This window comes from Methanothermobacter sp. CaT2 (genome assembly GCF_000828575.1).
Taxonomy (GTDB): Archaea; Methanobacteriota; Methanobacteria; order Methanobacteriales; family Methanothermobacteraceae; genus Methanothermobacter.
In genome coordinates this window covers 880,514-898,087 of the sequence record NZ_AP011952.1, presented here as the reverse complement: position 1 = coordinate 898,087, position 17,574 = coordinate 880,514, and the positions used below count along the sequence as shown (strand labels likewise).

Here is a 17,574-nt window from a genome sequence, read left to right as displayed (position 1 = left end):
ATTGTTTTTCTTCTCCAGAGGTACTGTTCTGTTCACTCCTTTATCTCAGGGGTTTGCACGGTTCTCCTTTACTTTATTTCTCCCATCAGAGAATCTCAGGACAGCCTCGAGGATGAGTATCAGTGATGCCACCAGGACTATCAGCACCCAGTCCACCACTGATAGTGGCACAGTCCTGAATATGCCCTCAAGGGGTGCAAGGTAGATCACGAGGATCTGCAGGGCCAGTGAGGCCACAACGGCAAGGATCAGCGCCCTGTTTGACAGGCCAGTCCGTGACTTGCAGTTGAAGACGTTGAATATCTGGAAAACGACGAACACCGTGAAGGCCACTGTCATGGCCTTCTCAATCCCCGCTCCTGATGATAGCATGTACATGTAGAGCCCCAGGGTACCGGCGGCCATCACAGCACCTGCAAGGATTATCCTCAGGATGTTCCTCCTTGGGAGTATATTCTCCCTTTCAGGTCCGCGGAGCATTATATCTGACTCAGGGGGCTCAACACCCAGGGACTGTGCAGGTGGTCCATCCATTATTATGTTGATCCAGAGTATCTGTATCGGGTTGAAGGGGACCGGGAGGTTGATGAGGGATGCTGACACAATTGTCAGGATGGCCCCCACGTTTGTTGAGAGCTGGAACTTAACAAAACGCCTTATATTATCGAATATCGTTCTGCCCTCTTTAACCGCCCTGACGATGGTTGCGAAGTTATCATCCTGGAGGACCATGTCGGAGGATTCCCTGGCCACATCTGTACCGCTGCCCATGGCCACACCGATGGCGGCCTTCTTGAGGGCAGGAGCATCGTTCACCCCGTCACCGGTCATGGCGACCACATGGCCCCTGCCCTGGAGGGCCTCAACTATCCGGACCTTCTGCTCGGGAAAAACACGTGCATAGACCCTCACATCTTCAACGATTTCATGGAACTCCTCGTCACTGAGCTCATCAAGCTCCCTGCCTGTGAGGGCCATCCCGTTATCCATGAGTCCCAGTTCATGTGCTATGGCAACCGCGGTGTCCCTGTGATCCCCTGTAATCATAACAACCTTTATACCGGCCCTCTTACAGGTTTCTATGGCATCAGCAGCCTCCCTTCTTGGCGGATCCATCATACCAACAAGTCCGACAAACACCAGGTCCTTCTCCTCATCGTCACCGTCAGGGAGTTTCCTGTAGGCCAGTGCAAGCACCCGGAGGGCCCTTGAGGTCATATCATTGAGTCTGGAGAGCCACCTCTCCACTTCTTCATCAGTCAGTTCCTTAACACCATCACCGCTGTCGATGTAACGGCATCTTCTGAGTATTATCTCGGGGGCTCCCTTCACGAGGAGGTACCGTCCGTCCTCCAGCTGGTTTATGGTGCTCATCCTCTTCCTTGTACTGTCAAGGGGTATCTCTGCCAGACGGGGGTACTTCCTTTCGAGTTCATCCCGCAGGTAGCCCTTCTCAGCTGCGAAGCTCAGTATGGCAGCATCTGTGGGGTCACCTATCACACCCCCCTCAGATGATGTGGCGTTGTTGCAGAGGGCGCATACCAGGAGGGCCATTTCAGGTGATGTGAGCTCTGATTCCCTCACGGTCATCCGGTTGTGGGTCAGTGTACCTGTCTTGTCTGTGCAGATCACAGAGCAGGAACCGAGTGTCTCCACTGCAAGGAGCCTCCTCACTATGGCGTTGCTCCTGGCCATCCTCTGCATTCCAAGGGCAAGGGTCAGTGTGAGTATTGCTGGCAGCCCCTCAGGTACAGATGCGACGGCAAGGGAAACCGCTGTCATGAATGTGTCCACCAGTGGCAGGCCGCGGAGGAACTGTATTGCGAATACAAGGGCACATACCACCACTGCTATGAGGCCGAGGCTCTTCCCCAGGGAGATTATCTTCTCCTGGAGGGGTGTTTTACCCTCATCCTCCTGTATCATCCTGGCGATTTTACCCATGGAGGTCTCCATGCCGGTGGCTATCACAGCCCCCCTGCCGCGCCCTGAGACAACGTTGGAGTCCATGAATGCAATAACATCCCTCTCATCTTCAGGATTTTCATGTGTCTTCCTGACGGGTATTGATTCCCCGGTGAGGGCTGATTCGTCTATCCGGAGATCATAGGTTTCTATCAACCGGAGGTCGGCGGGTACGTTGTCTCCCTCCTCTATGATCACCATGTCTCCCAGGGTTAGCTCGGATGCAGGGATCCTCAGGGTCTCACCGTCCCTTATGACGACAGCCTCTGTCGATACCAGGCCCTTGAGTTTCTCCATGGCACGTTCGGCCCGGTACTCCTGGATGAACCCAACGGTGGCGTTTACAACCACAACGAAGAGGATGACTGCAGAGTCAAGGACGTCACCCACGAAGTAGGATGCAACGGCAGCCAGTATGAGGAGTATTATGAGTATATCCATGAACTGGCTGAGGAATAGCTTCACCGGGCCGGCCTTCTTCTCCTCAACGAGTTCGTTCTTCCCGTATTTCTCAAGTCTCCTCGATGCCTCGTCCCGGCTTAAACCATCCCTGGACGTTTTAAGCTCCTTTAAAACTTCATCTAAACTCATATCAGCCCATTTCATTTTGAACACGTCTTAAATTTATTAGCACGTTTAAATAGGTTCATTCTATTCTGTCAATCCAGTTCTTCAACGTTATTCTCTCATATAAGGTCAGTCTGCGGATTTTCTGTCAGTTATTCAATGATGTTCTCATATCAATCATACAGTCCGGCTGTTCTTCAACGTTATTTCCATATCCATCTCATAATAAATATAATATAAGTGATGTGCACATTCAGTGCCCGGTACCAGTTACTGGATCAAGGTGGCAAGGCACTCATCTTACAGGGTTATGGTATTTTTTCACCTACTGCGGACTTCGGTATGTATTCATAGAAGTATGTCCGGCCATAATTGACAAGTTTCATCTTCCTCTCTGTTACAATATCCTCCCCGGTCAGGGGCTTAATTATTAGCCGGGCCCCCACAGCATCGGCGACCCTCATGAGGGAGCTGTGGATCTCTGCCGGGGGCCTTATGGAGTATATTACTGCGGCCCCCCTGTATAGCTCCATCCTGGGGGATGTGATGTCATCACGTACAATGCCTCCATGGGAAGGTTTAATATCTGTAAGAACCAAATCAACCTTTGAATGTTTCCTGATGTAATCTGAAACATAGAGGAACCTGCCGGCACCCACCTCAACAACACGGGTTCCCGGCCCCGAGCACCTGATTATGTAAACTGCAAGATCCTTCCACATTGATACCACGGAGATAGAGATGATAATAAGAGAGTTCAGACCACAGGACCTTAAGACGGTCCTTAAGATTGAAAGGGACTCCTTCATGGACCCATACCCCGCCCACCTCCTCAGGGACATCTACAACCTTGGAGCAGGCTTCCTTGTGGCCCAGGAGGATGGGAAGGTCGTTGGATTCATAATATTCTGGATCCGTTTTGAGGATGAGGGTCATATTATCTCACTTGCAGTTGATAAAGATTACCGCAGGAGGGGTGTTGGGGCGGCACTTGTCATGACAGCCATAAGTATATTTGAAAAATTTCACATTAAAAATATTAAACTGGAGGTAAGGGCAAGGAATAAAGGGGCCATAAAATTCTACAGGGCCCTTGGCTTCAGTGAGGAGAAGATACTGGAGAACTACTATGAGGATGGAGAGGATGCTGTGGTCATGAGGATGGATCTACAGCCTGATTCCCTCCATGGGCATGAATATCGACCAGTCTAATCTAATCAAAGGAAATCAGGATCATGGTGGTGAAATGTTTAAGGAAGCAAAACTCGCCTTGGAAGACGGTACCATAATCAGAGGAGAAGCCTTCGGATCTGAGACGGTGAAAACAGGGGAAGTTGTCTTTGCAACGGGGATGACAGGATATGTTGAGTCACTCACAGATCCATCATACAGGGGTCAGATACTGATGCCAACCTACCCCTTACAGGGCAATTACGGCGTCTCTGAGGAGTGGTACCAGTCAGATGGGATAAAGGCTGAGGGTCTCATTGTCAGGGAAATGTGCCCTGCACCCTCACACAGGCTATCAGAAAAGACCCTCCCGGAGTTCCTGGATGAATATGGGATCCCCGGGATAGCTGGGGTGGATACACGTGCCCTGACAATAAAGATAAGGGAGAAGGGCGCAATGAAGGGTGCCCTGGCAACCGAGGAAATTGATGATGAGGAACTGCTTGAAATGGCGGTGAAGCAGCCATCCATAACAGAGATAGACCTTGTGGATATGGTGTGTGTAAAGGAACCTGTAATCCTGAATGAGGATGCGTCACGGAGGGTTGTGATAGTTGACTGTGGAATCAAGAGGAACAGCATAGATGCCCTCCTTGAGAGGGATCTGGGGGTAGTTGTTGTACCCTACACAACATCACCTGCCGAGATCATGGATTACGAACCCGACGGGCTCCTCATATCAAGCGGACCCGGGGACCCCACAAGGGTGAGGGATGCCATAGAAACGGTTAAAACACTATCCGAACGTCTGCCCATATTCGGGATATGCCTCGGACAGCAGATAATCTCCCTGGCCTTCGGGGCCCGCATATACAAGATGAAGTTTGGTCACAGGGGTGTAAATCAGCCTGTGAAGGACCTGAGGAGCGGAACGGTTTCAATAACCTCCCAGAACCATGGATTCACGGTTGACCCTGATTCAGTGAAGGGCACTGATATAGAGATAACACAGCTGAACCTCAACGATGGAACACCGGAGGGTATAGAGCACAGGGAACTCCCGGTGTTCAGTGTCCAGTACCACCCTGAGGCGGGTCCAGGGCCACATGACACAGTGAACATCTTTGACCGCTTTGCGGATGTTTTAAGGGAATATTAGATGAGAGGAATGGGGATAAAATGCCGCGGGATGAAAGCATCAATAAGGTACTTATCATAGGTTCTGGCCCTATACAGATAGGGCAGGCAGCTGAATTCGATTACTCTGGTTCTCAGGCATGTAAATCACTCAGGGAGGAGGGGATAGAGACCGTACTTGTGAACTCGAACCCTGCAACCATACAGACCGACATGGAGATGGCTGACAGGGTCTACGTCGAACCCCTCACACCTGAAATCGTTGCCAAGATAATCCAGAAGGAGAAACCTGACGCAGTACTCCCAACGATGGGCGGTCAGACAGGCCTCAACGTTGCAACGGGCCTTGCAGAGATGGGGGCCCTGGAGGGAGTCCGTGTTATAGGTTCATCCATTGAAACCATAAGAAGGGTTGAGGACCGCGACCTCTTCGATAGCTTCATGAAGAAGCTCAATGAACCAGTACCCGCAGCCAGGGCCGTCAATTCAGTAGAGGAGGCCCTTGAGGCGGTTGAGGAGATAGGCTACCCTGTGATCGTAAGGCCCGCCTTCACCCTGGGAGGTACAGGGGGAGGGGTGGCCCACAGCCGTGACGAACTCATTGAGATAGCAACCAGGGGCCTCGAGATGAGCTTCATCAACCAGGTACTCATTGACCAGTCAGTCCTGGGCTGGAAGGAATTCGAGTACGAGGTTATGAGGGACCGTAATGACACCTGCATAATCGTCTGTAACATGGAGAACATCGACCCCATGGGTATACACACAGGTGAAAGCGTGGTGGTTGCACCTGCCCAGACCCTCAGCGACGAGGACAACCAGAGGCTGAGGGATGCAGCCATAAAGATCATAAGGGCCCTCAAGATAGAGGGTGGCTGTAACATACAGTTCGCTGTCCACCCGGAGACCGGCGAATACAAGGTCATAGAGGTGAACCCGAGGGTCAGCAGGAGCAGTGCGCTGGCATCCAAGGCCACGGGTTACCCCATAGCCAAGATAGCCGCCAAGATAGCCGTCGGCATGACCCTCGATGAGATACAGAACGACATCACCAAGGAGACACCGGCGTCCTTCGAGCCCACAATAGATTACGTGGTCACAAAGATTCCCCGCTGGCCCTTTGACAAGTTCAAGGGGATAAGCAGGGAGATAGGGGTTCAGATGAAGTCCACGGGGGAGGTCATGGCCATAGGGAGAACCCTTGAGGAGTCCCTCAACAAGGCCATAAGGTCCCTGGACATCGGTGCAGACGGATTCACTGAGACACCATACACACGTGCTGACCTTGAAAATCCAACTGACCAGAGGCTCTTCCAGGTCTACACAGCCCTCAGGGATGGTATGAGCATAGAGGAGATACATGGGCTGACACAGATAGACCCATTCTTCCTCCAGAAGATAAGCAACATAGCTGAATTTGAATCATCCCTCACCAGGGAATCACTGGAGGACCCCCGCATACTCCTCAAGGCCAAGAGGATGGGCTTCTCAGATTCGAGACTCGCATCCCTCACAGGTAAGGATGAATCCAGTATCAGGGCCCTGAGGCTTGAGAACAATATAAAACCGGTATACAAGATGGTTGATACATGTGCAGCTGAGTTTGAGGCCAGGACACCCTACTACTATGGCTGCTATGACCTTGAAGATGAGGTGGAGGTATCAGACCGTAGAAAGGTCCTCATCATAGGTTCAGGTCCAATAAGGATAGGTCAGGGGATAGAGTTCGACTACTGCTGTGTGCACGCAGCCATGGCCCTCACTGAGGCTGGATATGAGACCATAATGGTCAACAACAACCCGGAAACAGTGAGTACAGACTATGACATCTCAGATAAGCTCTACTTCGAGCCCCTCACCCTCGAGGACGTCCTCTCCATCATCGAGAAGGAGAAACCTGAGGGCGTCGTTGTCCAGTTCGGCGGCCAGACATCCATAAACCTGGCGGTCCCCCTGGCAGAGGCTGGTGTGAGGATACTCGGAACACCACATGAGAGCATAGACAGGGTCGAGGACCGTGAAAGGTTCACTGAGGTACTGAATAAACTTGGAATACCCCAGGCACCCTACGGAATCGCCAAGTCCTTTGAGGATGCAAGGGCCGTGGCTGAACGCATAGGCTACCCTGTACTCGTAAGGCCCTCCTATGTGCTGGGTGGAAGGGCAATGGAGATAGTCTATGATGATGTGGAGCTTGAGGAGTACATGAAGGAGGCTGTCCGAGTATCCCCTGAACACCCCATACTGGTGGACAAGTTCCTTGAGGATGCCATAGAGGTCGACGTGGATGCACTCTGCGACGGCACCGACGTCTACATAGGAGGTATAATGGAGCACATAGAGGAGGCAGGAGTGCATTCAGGGGATTCGGCGTGCGTGATACCACCACAGAGCATCCCTGAGGACATAATTGATACCATAAAGGATTACACAAGGAGACTGGCCCTTGAACTTGAGGTGGTGGGCCTCATAAACATACAGTACGCTGTAAAGCCAGACTCAGATCCATCAGTCTACATACTCGAGGCAAACCCGAGGGCAAGCCGTACAGTGCCCTTTGTCAGCAAGGCGACCGGGGTTCCCCTTGCCAAGATGGCTGCGAGGCTCATGATGGGTGCGAAGCTCAGGGACCTTGGCCTCACAGAGGAGAAGGATATAGAACACGTTGCTGTGAAGGAATCTGTATTCCCATTCATAAAGCTACCTGGAGCAGATTCGGTCCTGGGCCCTGAGATGAAATCAACGGGTGAGGCCATGGGAATAGATGAGAACTTTGGCATAGCCTACTACAAGTCCCAGCTCTCAGCCAGCATGGACCTCCTCAACGAGGGGAAGGTCTTCATAAGTGTCAGGGACCAGGACAAGGATAAGATAGCTGATATCGTTAAAAAGGCCGATGAACTCGGCTTCAGGATCATGGCAACCAGGGGAACGGCCAGGGCAGTCAGTGACATAGCGGATATAGAGGTTGTGAGGAAGGTGAGCCAGGGGTCACCAAACATCAGGGACGCCATCCTCAACGGTGAAGTTGGTCTCATAATAAACACACCATCAGGGAAGCAGTCAGCCGATGACGGCTACCTCATAAGGAGGATGGCGGTTGAACTGGGAATACCCTACGTCACGACACTCGCCGGGGCCAGGGCGGCCCTGAATGCCATTGAAGCAGTCCGCATGGGAAAAATAACAGTGAAGTCACTTGACGAATACCATGGTATGTGAGTCTGAGCACCAAGATACCATCATATGTTTAAGTTTATGTGAAGCCATAAAGCTGATCGGTGAATACGATGAGGGTATCAGGATTTATAGTCACAGCACTCATCATCGCATCAGTCATCACATTTCCAGTGGCAGAGGCCCACATACTCATAGTAGCAGATAGCCTCTCCGACAGCCCTTACATGTATGATGAGGCAAAGAAGGTTGCAACGACCCTCAAAAACAGGGGTTACCAGGTTCTTGAGCTCTACAGGAACAATGCAACCGTCAAGAACATACTGAAGGGTATGTACGGGGCAGATGCAGTGATATACGCTGGACACGGTGGCTACATGGCGGGCCACTATGATGGCCGTGGAGGCAACGCCACACCACCATTTGGCCTTGTTGCAAGGGATGGGTACATATGGGGTGCCGGTGACATGATGATGGTGAACGGCACCACATTCTATGCTCCATTCAAGTATGGCATACCAGCAATTCTACTCCACGTATGCTTCTCAACCGGCTGGGTTGAGGACTATGAGGTTAAAAACCCCGTTGAAACTGTTTACAATTTTGCAAGGATGTTCACGGGGGCAGGGGCCAACTACTATGCAACTGCATGGGATGGTGCCGAGATAATCTATGACTTCCTCAATGGTGCCAGGAACTTCTATGAGGCCAACCAGCAGAACTATGAGGTTATAAATCAGAGCACCCTGTACAATGGAACGCAGGTGTGGCGCAACGATCATGGATACGCGGCCTTCGTCGGGGACTGGAACGGAACATTTCCCCGGTTTAATCAGACAACACCCTACGATGATGCAGCTGCAGAGGAATGGTACATTACAAAGAACAGGCCCACCTTCACAGGAAGCAAACCTGTGGCTGACTTCAGCTACGCCTACTGTGGCTCAACATCAATCAGGACATTTGCATTCACTTCAACCTCATATGACCCTGATGGGGACGACCTGACACTTAAATGGAACTTTGGTGATGGTTCAACCGCCACCGGTTCCAATGTTACACACACCTATGCCCGTGAGGGATACTACACGGTTTCACTGACAGCTACAGACCCCAATGGCCTCATATCAGTTAAGAAGAAGACATTAACCGTTGGAAACCCGAAACCGGATCTCGTGGTCACAGGGACCAGAAAATCAGGTAGCACACTGTACATATACATCAGGAATCAGGGTACAGCCGCTGCCAGAAACTTCTACACAAGGGTCTGGTATGGCAGCTACCCAACAAAAAACTACAGACAGGTTTACACAGGAACCCTTAACCCCGGTGCAAGCATCACCCTTAAAACTTACTACAGGTACTCCAGGGGCACGGTTAAGGTGGACTACTACAACAGGGTCGCTGAGAAGTCCGAGACAAACAATCTGAGGAGGTTTTAGAGTTTTTCCTCTTCTTCCTTTCTTTAAGTGAATAGTGATGGTTCTGTCACTTTATATGTTCTTTTTCTCCGGAAAATAACCAGGTATCCAGAAAATATTAAAGAACATGGCGCCCTTATAAATGAACATGCTTGTGGTTGAAAATGGAACCATCCTGAGGGGCCCTGAGCTCACACCCCAGCGGAAGAACCTGGTGATTGAGGATGGAATAATAAATGAGATAACAGATGAAAGAGTCAGCTCAGACGAGAGAATAGATGCATCAAACCTCATAGTATGCCCTGCACTCATAAATTCACACGTCCACATCGGGGACTCAGTCGCCCTTGATGTGGGTGATGGAAAACCACTTGAGGATATAGTGAGGCCCCCTCATGGCCTCAAGCACAGAATACTGGAATCTTCACCCCCCCGGATGCTCGTGGAGGCCATGAGAAACTCGGCCAGGGACATGATCACCCATGGGATAGGATCATTCATTGATTACAGGGAGGGAGGCCCTGAGGGTGTTGAACTCCTCAGGGAGGCCCTCACTGACCTCTCCATCTCAGGGATTGTGCTTGGAAGGGATCCCGTGGTCTTTGATCCAGGGGCATCCCCGGCTGAGATCCGGCGGCGGGTCAGGCGGGTCCTGAAGGTTTCAGATGGATTCGCCCCCAGCGGTATGGGTGAGATAACGGATGAAACAGCATCCATAATCGTTGAGGAATGTGAAAGGGCAGGGAAGCTAGCATCCATACACGTTGCAGAGCACAGGGAGTCACAGAGAAGGTCCCTTGAGGATACAGGCATGAGTGAGGTTGAAAGGGCCCTCAAAGCAGGATTCAAACTCCTTGTCCACCTCACAAACCCTGTCAGGGGGGACCTTGAACTTGTGAGGGAGATGGGGGCGTCGGTGGTCCTCTGTCCCAGGTCCAATGGGGTGCTCTCATCTGGCATACCCCCCATCAGGAGGATGCATGAGATGGGCATCAACCTTCTCCTTGGCACAGACAACCTCATGTTCAACTCCCCTGATATGCTGCGTGAGATGGAGTACACACTCAAGGTCACAAGGGGATGCACACGCAGCTACTTCCCACCGGTGGAGGTGCTGAGGATGGCCACATCCAACACATCAGCCTTCACAGGCACAGGCGTGATTGAGGAGGGCTTCCCCGCGGACCTCATCCTTGTTGAGAAAGTGTCAGATGATCCATATCTCTCAATCATAAACCGGACAGAATCGAAAAATATAATATATTTAATAATAAAAGGTAAACTAGTTAAGAGGTGAGGCTATGTACAGTAAAATCCCGCTCCCGACCGACGGCTCAAAACAGGCCAATAAGGCTGCTGAACATGCAATATGGATTGCCAGGGAAAGCGGAGCTGAAATAATTGCTTTAACCGTTATGGAGACATCTTCACTGGTGGGTCTACCAGCCGACGACCTTATAATAAGGTTGCGGGAGATGCTCGAGGAGGAGGCCTCAAGGTCCCTGGAGGCTGTTAAAAAGCTTGTTGAGGAGTCAGGGGCTGATATAAAGTTAACACTGAGGACCGATGAGGGTTCACCTGCAGATGCCATACTGAGGACAGTGGAGAAGGAGGGCGTGGACCTTGTGGTAATGGGTACCTCAGGCAAACACGGTCTTGACAGGTTCCTTCTGGGAAGCGTGGCCGAGAAGGTTGTAAGATCCGCAGGCTGCCCGGTCCTCGTGGTTCACTGAAAAAACTTTTTTTACGAATTAATTTTGGTGTTGGTCATGCTTGTAAGGGAGATAATGTCAGAGAACATACACTATGTTACCGTACCAGGGAACAGGGCAACAGCCCTTGAACTCATGAGAAAGAAGAATGTTTCAGGGCTTCCCGTGGTTAAGAAGGGGACAGAAGAACTTGTAGGTATAATAACAAGATCTGATCTTGTTGAAAACCCTGATGAGGAGCAGATAGCCCTCATAATGACAAGAAACCCGGTTACAGTATCTCCTGATGATGACGTCAGGGTGGCTGCAGAGCGGATGCTGGAGAACAACATCCGCAGGGTCCCTGTTGTGGATGGGGACAGGCTTGTGGGTATAGTGACAAGCTATGACCTCGTTGCAGGGGCCATCGCTGAGATGGACATCCAGGAACCGGTTGAGAATTACATGACACGCAACATCCCCACCACATGGGACAGGACACCACTCAACGTTGCCTTTGAGATAATGCGGTACTTCAAGTTAAAGGTGCTCCTCGCCCTCAACAACAGGGGAAAACTATCAGGTGTCCTCACAGAGACAGACTTCATAAATGAGAGTGAGGTTGTCTCAGAGAGCACAGTCCACAACACTTCAGTCGGTACAGAGGGTGACAGGTGGTCATGGGACAGCAAGAACGTCCTATATGTTATAAAGAATCAGCTGAGATTCCCTGACAAGGAGGTCAGGGATGTTGCCACCACGGATATTGTGACTGCAACCACATCAGCAACCGTAACCTCCTGCGCAGAAAAGATGAAGAGGAGGAAGATTGAGCAGATACCCATCATAGACTATGAAGGAGACCTCGTTGGACTTGCAAGGGCCAATGACCTTATAAATGCTCTCATTGATGGAAATGACTGACCAGAGGATAACGCTGAGAACCTCCCGGGGGGTTCTCACAGTTGCAGTTAAGAACCATGGAGAGGTCTCAATAAGGGATATACAGCTCAAGATGCTCCTCGGATACTGCTGGTGGAACGACCTCCCGGTCATAGAAACATTTCTGGATGTACTGGAGATGACGCTCAAGGCCGCTGTTTCAGATGTCCTGGAGCATGATGAACTACTTGTTGACTACGATCTGAGGACCAATGACATCCCCGATGACTCGAATGAGGTTGAGGTGGTCTTCAATGAGATAAGCGCCGACGGCGTACACTTCAGTATTGAGGAGGACCTGATTCTGAGGGGCCCTGACTCAAGGGGTCTCCTCAGGAGGATGACATCCTTCAGGAGAAGGGTGGATGAGAATGTGAGGAGGGTTCTCTAGTGGCTTCAGTTAACTGGAGCCTCCAGGTTTCCCGCAATCCTTTTTGCTGGTTCATTAACTGACAGGCTCCCTTATTATGTGGGGTAGTACCTCAAGGAGGAGATTCTCTGCTTCATCCTGGTCTTTGACCCTCCTTGCAACGATCTTCCCGTTCCTGAAGATGGTGATGTTCCCATCACCGATCTCCAGCATTATGACCCCCATCTTCTCTGAACACCTTGGCTCCCTATCCATGAGTTCCCTGCAGGTCCCGGCAATATCTATGCTGTAGGGCAGCTTAACCTCGAACATTATCCTTGATTCAGCGTCACGGCAGGGCCTGTAGATCATGGCATCATCACCGGTATTTCTGGTTCCTGTAATGTCAAGGAGGACCCTGCTGAATCCAACGGCCCTCAGCTCATCATCCAGGTGCCTTATGATGGCCGCCTCAAGGAGCCTTTCTGGTTCATCAACCTCTATTATGGCGGATCCCCCTTCATGGCGGACACGGACCTTTCCATAACCGTAAAAGCCCCTGATGAGGCTTTCAGCATAGGAGACCCTGTTTATAATCTCGGGGGTGATTTCTTCATCTGTCCGGATCCTCGTTGCAAGGCAGGTGGTTTCCTCCAGATAGTTAAGTCCCCTGGACCTGAGGTATTCAATCACATCACTTCTCTTCATCCCGGCGTCCAGTAGGGGTGTTTTTATTCCAAGCATGTGATTTACAAGGACCCCAGGGCGGTCCTCGAACATGTCACTGGCTGTGGTTCCGTCTACAACCACATCAAGGCCCCTGTTATGAGCTTCCCTGATTATGGAACTGTATATGATGTTCTTACACACAAAGCACCTGTCGGCAGCATTTTTCGCAAATTCAGGGTTATCAAGGAGATTCATCTCAAGCACCACATGTTCAACACCGATATCCCTGGCTATACCTGAAGCCCCCTCAATGAAGCCACGGGGCATCACACCGGTATCCACGGTGAAGGCGACCACAGCATCAGCAACATCTGCAGCCATATCAAGGAGAGCTGTGCTGTCAGCACCACCCGAGAATCCAACGGCGATCCTCTCACCCCTGAGGGCCATCTTAACCCTTTCAACCTTTGATTCAAGATCCATGATAACACATCCATAGTCCTGTGAGGTTCATCATAATTCGCTGTAGTCTCTTTTATTTTTCAGCAGTCATGGTCCTGTTATGTGGTTTAGTTCAGTGTTATCTCCTGCCTATTTAGGGTTCTGTTATGTGTAGTTCTGTCCGCTTTTTACTTTCTGGAACCTATTCTGTATATGCAAGTCTCTTTATATGACGGATGACCTCCAGTGCGTCCTCCCTTTTAAGGTCCCTGCCCTCTGATTCAAGGAAAGAGCGCAGGGATTCTTTAACATCATCAGGGATCCCGCTTTCATGGAGGATCCTCCTGTAATTACGGAGGGGGTAGAAGAGGTTCCTCGCGGTATTCATAAGTTTCCTGAAATCATCCTCTCTTATCACACCCCTCCTGAGGGCTCTTTTAAGGTTGAATTCTATGCTGACAAGGGAATCAGAGAGGGGCTCCAGGGTTTCAGGGTTAAAGGCAACTGCAACGTCATCATCCGATTCGATTTCACCCTCAAGGTATGATCTGAAGATGCGGCCAACACCCACCATTCCAAGGTCACTGAGCTCTGAGGCCCTCAGGGCCCCCATGCTGGCCCCTCCAACCACCTTCACACCCCTCCTGATGGCATCAATGATCTCCCTGTGACCAACAGCAGGGCTCTGGTGGAAAACACCGTCTATTATGCCTATTATGTCAGGGTTCTCCTTCATGGCCTCCTGGATGTCACCCCTCCTCACCGGTGGCCTGTACTCGGCTTCAAGGATACTGGAGGCTTCAGTGTGTGATAGGGATGGTCCCGTGAAGATGATTATTTTCTTACCATGCATGTTGGTTGGTATCTTGGCGCTGATAATTAATCTTTTAGATGATGTGCTGCTGATGTTTGTTGTGGCTAGCAGAAGGAGGGAGCTCCTGATTTGGGAACACCTTTGATAGAATCCGGTCTTTTACAGACTCCTCAGATGGAGGACCTGATGCGACGCCCCACACGTTCTGGGTCAACAGAGAAGACCTCAAGCCCCGGAACTATGACCCTGACGACGGGGACCCCCACATCACGGGTGAGGTCAACATAGAAAACATCCTTCAGCCCGGCTTCATGCAGTTTCCTGAGGGTTATCTCAAGGTCTCCCATGAATGACCTTGTTGAGAGGTCCTCCATGTCATCCAGGGTAATCGTGTCCTCCGGTTCACTGAACCAGTGCCTGTTGAGTCTCTTCATACGTTCATACCCGGCACGTCTCATGAACTCGGCCCTGACGGTGTCCTCCCGGGTTCCATGTATCTGGGTGGCCCTGCTCTGGGCGACCTCTGTAAGGGCCCTTATAACCGCAATTTCAGGGTCAAGGTGGGTCCCGACGCCCATGGTGAGGAGGGCCGGATCCTTTAGGACGGTGTCATCTGCAACCGCAGCCACCGTCGCAACCCCTGTGTCCGCTGTAAGGTCAACCAGGGTCACCTCCACACCAGCGGCATGGAACTTCTCAAGGAGCCCTGATATTATATCATTATCCGTCCCTGAGCAGTCAACCTCCACTTTGGGACCCCTCCTAGCCTCGAAGAGGCTCCAGGCATCCCTTTCAATCACCTCCATCAGCCCGTGGAATATGGCCTCCTCCCTCGCATTCCCTGATGCAAGTCCATTGGTGTTTGATCGGAACAGACTCATGCAGCCTTCCGGAGGGTTGTATGGATGAAAAACAGCATTTGCAGGTACCGGGACCTCCTCATCACCGGTGAGGTTCTCTGCATTAATCCACTCCAGTTCAGATTTCAGATCAGCAGATCCTGGAAGTATCAGTGACTCAGGGTCAAGGCCGTCACAGTCCTCTGGCTGTGCTGTGAATGTTTCATCTTCGGGTTTTCTTTCTGCTGAATACCTCTCAAAGGCCTCCATCATGGCGGAGGCCCTTGCCTGGGTTCTGGTGGCGCCCTTACCGGCGTATATGCTCACAGCCCCATCCTCTGCTGTTGGTCTTATGGCGGAGAATACGGGTATGCCGATGCGGTCGAGGTGTGTTATCTCGGTGATCCTTGTAACACCTATCATGGAGAGTTTGTCCCTGAAGGCCTTCAGGGTTTCGGAGGGCCTCACGGCCCTGTGGGTGCATCCAATGTACCTGACAGGAATATCCCGGAACATCTTAACCACTCAGAACATGCTGTTGAATGTCAGAGCAAATGCAGCTGCGGCTGCAAGGAGCCAGATCAGGGGGTTCCACCTGAAAACCTTGGCCCCATCAAGCACCGCTAGGGGTATGAGGTTGAAGAGGGCGAGGAAGCTGTTGACAGCGTATCCAAGGAATGCCACCTGGTTGATGGGTGATGGGAGTACCGTGGATACCATGAGGAACATGATTGCAAGGATTATATTTGTTAGGGGTCCTGCAAGGGATATCTTACCGTTCACATCCCTCTCAATGTAGTTGCCATGGATGTAGACCGCACCGGGGGCTGCAAAGACAAATCCGAAGTAGGCCGTTACCAGTGCAAGCAGAAGGCCCTCAAACCATAGCCTGTATTCTGCCCAGAAACCGTACCTTATGGCCATCAGTTTATGGGCTATCTCATGGAGGACAAATCCAAGGCCAACCGTGATCAGGGTTGCTGGAAGAAGAACCACTGCAGTCTGAATGTTCTTTCCTGAGAAAACATAGGCGAATACGCCTGCAATTACAACCATGGACACGAGAATGTCCCTGACCTCTTCCCTGTTGAATCTAACCATATTCATATTAACATAGGGCACCATTTATAATGCTTTCCATGGGCTTTGATGGGGCCCTGAAATGGCCCTTCACCACCTTCAGAGATACAAGAACCTTTATTTAACCTTTTAAGCCTTTAATAAAGCTTGAGACGGTATAATGTGTATCATCCTCTCAGAGTATGAAAAGTGTTTCGGGTCTTTAGTTGGTCAGTCTGTCTTTGTAGAGGGTTTCTCTGAACCTTATTCTGAAAAGTCCTCCGTTCTCTCCGGAGTATGTCAGTGATCCGTCCAGCTGTTCTGTGAGTATTTCAACAAGTCTAAAGCCCAGGGAGGCGCTGTTCCTGATCTTCTCCTCATTGAAACCCACACCATCATCCCTGACCTCAAGGACGCAGTAATCACCATCCTTTTTAAATTTAACAATTATATTACCACTATCTCTTCCCTTAAATGCATGTTTGAGGGCGTTGGTCACCAGTTCGCTTAGTATGAGCCCCAGAGGTATTGATGTTTCAAGGCTGAGCTTCACGCTTTCGGTGTCCACTGATACCTCGATATTCTTCCCGGCGGCGTATGATCTTTTAAGGTTCTTGAGGAGCCTTGAGGCATATGATGAGAATTCTATGGAGCTGAAGTCCCCTGAGCGGTAGAGCTGTTCATGTATGAGTGCCATTGACCTTATCCGGTCCTGACTTTCTGAAAGAAGAGACCTGCATGATGGGTCATCGATACCATGGCTCTGGAGGCTCAGAAGGCTTGATATTATCTGGAGGTTGTTCTTGACCCTGTGGTGTATCTCACTCAGAAGGACCTCCTTCTCCCTGAGGGATTTCATCAGCTCTGACTCCATCCTCAGCCTTTCGCTTATATCCCTGGCAACGAGCACAGCGTATCTATCACCCTTAAAATCAAGGATGTTTACCTTTATCTCAACGGGCACCTCATCGCCGTCCCTCTTAAGTAAACGACCATCCATGGTCACCCTGTCCTCATCACCCTCCAGTATTCCATGGAATACATTGTGGAGTTCCCCTGGCAGGAGATCGTATACCACGTGTCCCGGGATGTCCCTGGTGGAGTATCCTAACCTTACGCAGGCTGAACGGTTGGCATCCACGAGTTCACCACCAGGGATTTTAACCAGGAATATGGCGTCATCTGTGCAGTCAAGGAGTTTTCTGAACCTCTCAAGTTCGGCCATTGACTCCTGAAGTCTCGGGTAGTAGCTCTTCCTTACGGATTTCTCACCGAATCCGATTATCTTTTCCCGGAGGGTTTCCCAGTCTCTATCAGACATTTCACCAGCACC

The 17,574-nt window shown here is 50.8% G+C and carries 15 protein-coding genes; 8 read left to right on the top strand and 7 right to left on the bottom strand.

Annotated features, from left to right (window positions below; all coding sequences use genetic code 11):
- Positions 1 to 45: 45 nt before the first annotated feature.
- Together MTCT_RS04595 and MTCT_RS04590 are read right to left on the bottom strand one after the other, a co-directional pair.
- Entirely contained in the window at positions 46 to 2,571 is a 2,526-nt protein-coding gene (locus MTCT_RS04595) for a calcium-translocating P-type ATPase, PMCA-type (protein ID WP_048175627.1), read from the bottom strand.
- 269 nt (positions 2,572 to 2,840) lie between these two features.
- On the bottom strand, positions 2,841 to 3,254 hold the full coding sequence (locus tag MTCT_RS04590; RefSeq protein ID WP_048175626.1) for a UPF0146 family protein: 414 nt from the start codon (positions 3,252 to 3,254) through the stop codon (positions 2,841 to 2,843).
- A 19-nt stretch (positions 3,255 to 3,273) separates the two neighbouring features.
- On the opposite strand from MTCT_RS04590, the gene rimI reads away from it, so the two are divergent.
- The 8 genes from rimI (at position 3,274) to MTCT_RS04550 (ending at position 12,461) form a co-directional block, all read left to right on the top strand.
- Entirely contained in the window at positions 3,274 to 3,744 is a 471-nt protein-coding gene (gene rimI / locus MTCT_RS04585; RefSeq protein ID WP_048175625.1) for a ribosomal protein S18-alanine N-acetyltransferase, read from the top strand.
- 34 nt (positions 3,745 to 3,778) lie between these two features.
- Positions 3,779 to 4,861: a glutamine-hydrolyzing carbamoyl-phosphate synthase small subunit gene (carA, locus tag MTCT_RS04580; RefSeq protein WP_048175624.1), complete on the top strand. Its 1,083-nt coding sequence runs from the start codon at positions 3,779 to 3,781 to the stop codon at positions 4,859 to 4,861.
- A 20-nt stretch (positions 4,862 to 4,881) separates the two neighbouring features.
- Positions 4,882 to 8,061: a carbamoyl-phosphate synthase large subunit gene (gene carB / locus MTCT_RS04575; protein WP_048175623.1), complete on the top strand. Its 3,180-nt coding sequence runs from the start codon at positions 4,882 to 4,884 to the stop codon at positions 8,059 to 8,061.
- A 68-nt stretch (positions 8,062 to 8,129) separates the two neighbouring features.
- On the top strand, positions 8,130 to 9,458 hold the full coding sequence (locus MTCT_RS04570) for a PKD domain-containing protein (protein ID WP_048175622.1): 1,329 nt from the start codon (positions 8,130 to 8,132) through the stop codon (positions 9,456 to 9,458).
- Between the two features lie 121 nt (positions 9,459 to 9,579).
- Positions 9,580 to 10,734: an amidohydrolase family protein gene (locus MTCT_RS04565; protein WP_084126216.1), complete on the top strand. Its 1,155-nt coding sequence runs from the start codon at positions 9,580 to 9,582 to the stop codon at positions 10,732 to 10,734.
- 4 nt (positions 10,735 to 10,738) lie between these two features.
- A complete protein-coding gene (locus MTCT_RS04560; protein ID WP_048175621.1) occupies positions 10,739 to 11,170 on the top strand; it encodes a universal stress protein in 432 nt (143 codons plus the stop codon).
- A gap of 36 nt (positions 11,171 to 11,206) precedes the next feature.
- Positions 11,207 to 12,052: a CBS domain-containing protein gene (locus MTCT_RS04555; RefSeq protein ID WP_048175620.1), complete on the top strand. Its 846-nt coding sequence runs from the start codon at positions 11,207 to 11,209 to the stop codon at positions 12,050 to 12,052.
- Complete coding sequence (locus MTCT_RS04550) at positions 12,045 to 12,461, top strand: hypothetical protein (RefSeq protein ID WP_048175619.1); 417 nt, start codon at positions 12,045 to 12,047, stop codon at positions 12,459 to 12,461. Before MTCT_RS04555 ends, MTCT_RS04550 begins: the two co-directional genes overlap by 8 nt.
- Before the next feature lie 54 nt (positions 12,462 to 12,515).
- Here MTCT_RS04550 and larE read toward each other — a convergent pair whose 3' ends face one another.
- From larE to MTCT_RS04525, 5 genes are all read right to left on the bottom strand, one after another.
- Positions 12,516 to 13,571, bottom strand: coding sequence for an ATP-dependent sacrificial sulfur transferase LarE (larE, locus tag MTCT_RS04545; RefSeq protein ID WP_048175618.1), 1,056 nt, complete (start codon positions 13,569 to 13,571; stop codon positions 12,516 to 12,518).
- A 160-nt stretch (positions 13,572 to 13,731) separates the two neighbouring features.
- Positions 13,732 to 14,382, bottom strand: a complete 651-nt coding sequence (locus MTCT_RS04540) for a TfuA-related McrA-glycine thioamidation protein (protein WP_048175617.1) — start codon at positions 14,380 to 14,382, stop codon at positions 13,732 to 13,734.
- A gap of 131 nt (positions 14,383 to 14,513) precedes the next feature.
- Positions 14,514 to 15,698: a YcaO-related McrA-glycine thioamidation protein gene (locus MTCT_RS04535; RefSeq protein ID WP_048175616.1), complete on the bottom strand. Its 1,185-nt coding sequence runs from the start codon at positions 15,696 to 15,698 to the stop codon at positions 14,514 to 14,516.
- Positions 15,699 to 15,707: 9 nt separating this feature from the next.
- Positions 15,708 to 16,283, bottom strand: a complete 576-nt coding sequence (locus tag MTCT_RS04530) for a site-2 protease family protein (RefSeq protein WP_048175615.1) — start codon at positions 16,281 to 16,283, stop codon at positions 15,708 to 15,710.
- Positions 16,284 to 16,464: 181 nt separating this feature from the next.
- Complete coding sequence (locus MTCT_RS04525; RefSeq protein WP_048175614.1) at positions 16,465 to 17,562, bottom strand: sensor histidine kinase; 1,098 nt, start codon at positions 17,560 to 17,562, stop codon at positions 16,465 to 16,467.
- Positions 17,563 to 17,574 lie beyond the last annotated feature (12 nt).

What these genes read in the sequence shown, in the direction of transcription:
- MTCT_RS04595 (WP_048175627.1), bottom strand. Translation starts at nt 2,571, where the DNA reads ATGAAATGGGCTGATATGAGTTTAGATGAAGTTTTAAAGGAGCTTAAA.
- larE (WP_048175618.1), bottom strand. Translation starts at nt 13,571, where the DNA reads ATGGATCTTGAATCAAAGGTTGAAAGGGTTAAGATGGCCCTCAGGGGT.
- rimI (WP_048175625.1), top strand. Translation starts at nt 3,274, where the DNA reads ATGATAATAAGAGAGTTCAGACCACAGGACCTTAAGACGGTCCTTAAG.
- MTCT_RS04525 (WP_048175614.1), bottom strand. Translation starts at nt 17,562, where the DNA reads ATGTCTGATAGAGACTGGGAAACCCTCCGGGAAAAGATAATCGGATTC.
- MTCT_RS04540 (WP_048175617.1), bottom strand. Translation starts at nt 14,382, where the DNA reads ATGCATGGTAAGAAAATAATCATCTTCACGGGACCATCCCTATCACAC.
- MTCT_RS04570 (WP_048175622.1), top strand. Translation starts at nt 8,130, where the DNA reads ATGAGGGTATCAGGATTTATAGTCACAGCACTCATCATCGCATCAGTC.
- MTCT_RS04555 (WP_048175620.1), top strand. Translation starts at nt 11,207, where the DNA reads ATGCTTGTAAGGGAGATAATGTCAGAGAACATACACTATGTTACCGTA.
- MTCT_RS04565 (WP_084126216.1), top strand. Translation starts at nt 9,580, where the DNA reads ATGAACATGCTTGTGGTTGAAAATGGAACCATCCTGAGGGGCCCTGAG.
- MTCT_RS04550 (WP_048175619.1), top strand. Translation starts at nt 12,045, where the DNA reads ATGACTGACCAGAGGATAACGCTGAGAACCTCCCGGGGGGTTCTCACA.
- carA (WP_048175624.1), top strand. Translation starts at nt 3,779, where the DNA reads ATGTTTAAGGAAGCAAAACTCGCCTTGGAAGACGGTACCATAATCAGA.
- MTCT_RS04560 (WP_048175621.1), top strand. Translation starts at nt 10,739, where the DNA reads ATGTACAGTAAAATCCCGCTCCCGACCGACGGCTCAAAACAGGCCAAT.
- MTCT_RS04535 (WP_048175616.1), bottom strand. Translation starts at nt 15,698, where the DNA reads ATGTTCCGGGATATTCCTGTCAGGTACATTGGATGCACCCACAGGGCC.
- MTCT_RS04530 (WP_048175615.1), bottom strand. Translation starts at nt 16,283, where the DNA reads ATGGTTAGATTCAACAGGGAAGAGGTCAGGGACATTCTCGTGTCCATG.
- MTCT_RS04590 (WP_048175626.1), bottom strand. Translation starts at nt 3,254, where the DNA reads ATGTGGAAGGATCTTGCAGTTTACATAATCAGGTGCTCGGGGCCGGGA.
- carB (WP_048175623.1), top strand. Translation starts at nt 4,882, where the DNA reads ATGCCGCGGGATGAAAGCATCAATAAGGTACTTATCATAGGTTCTGGC.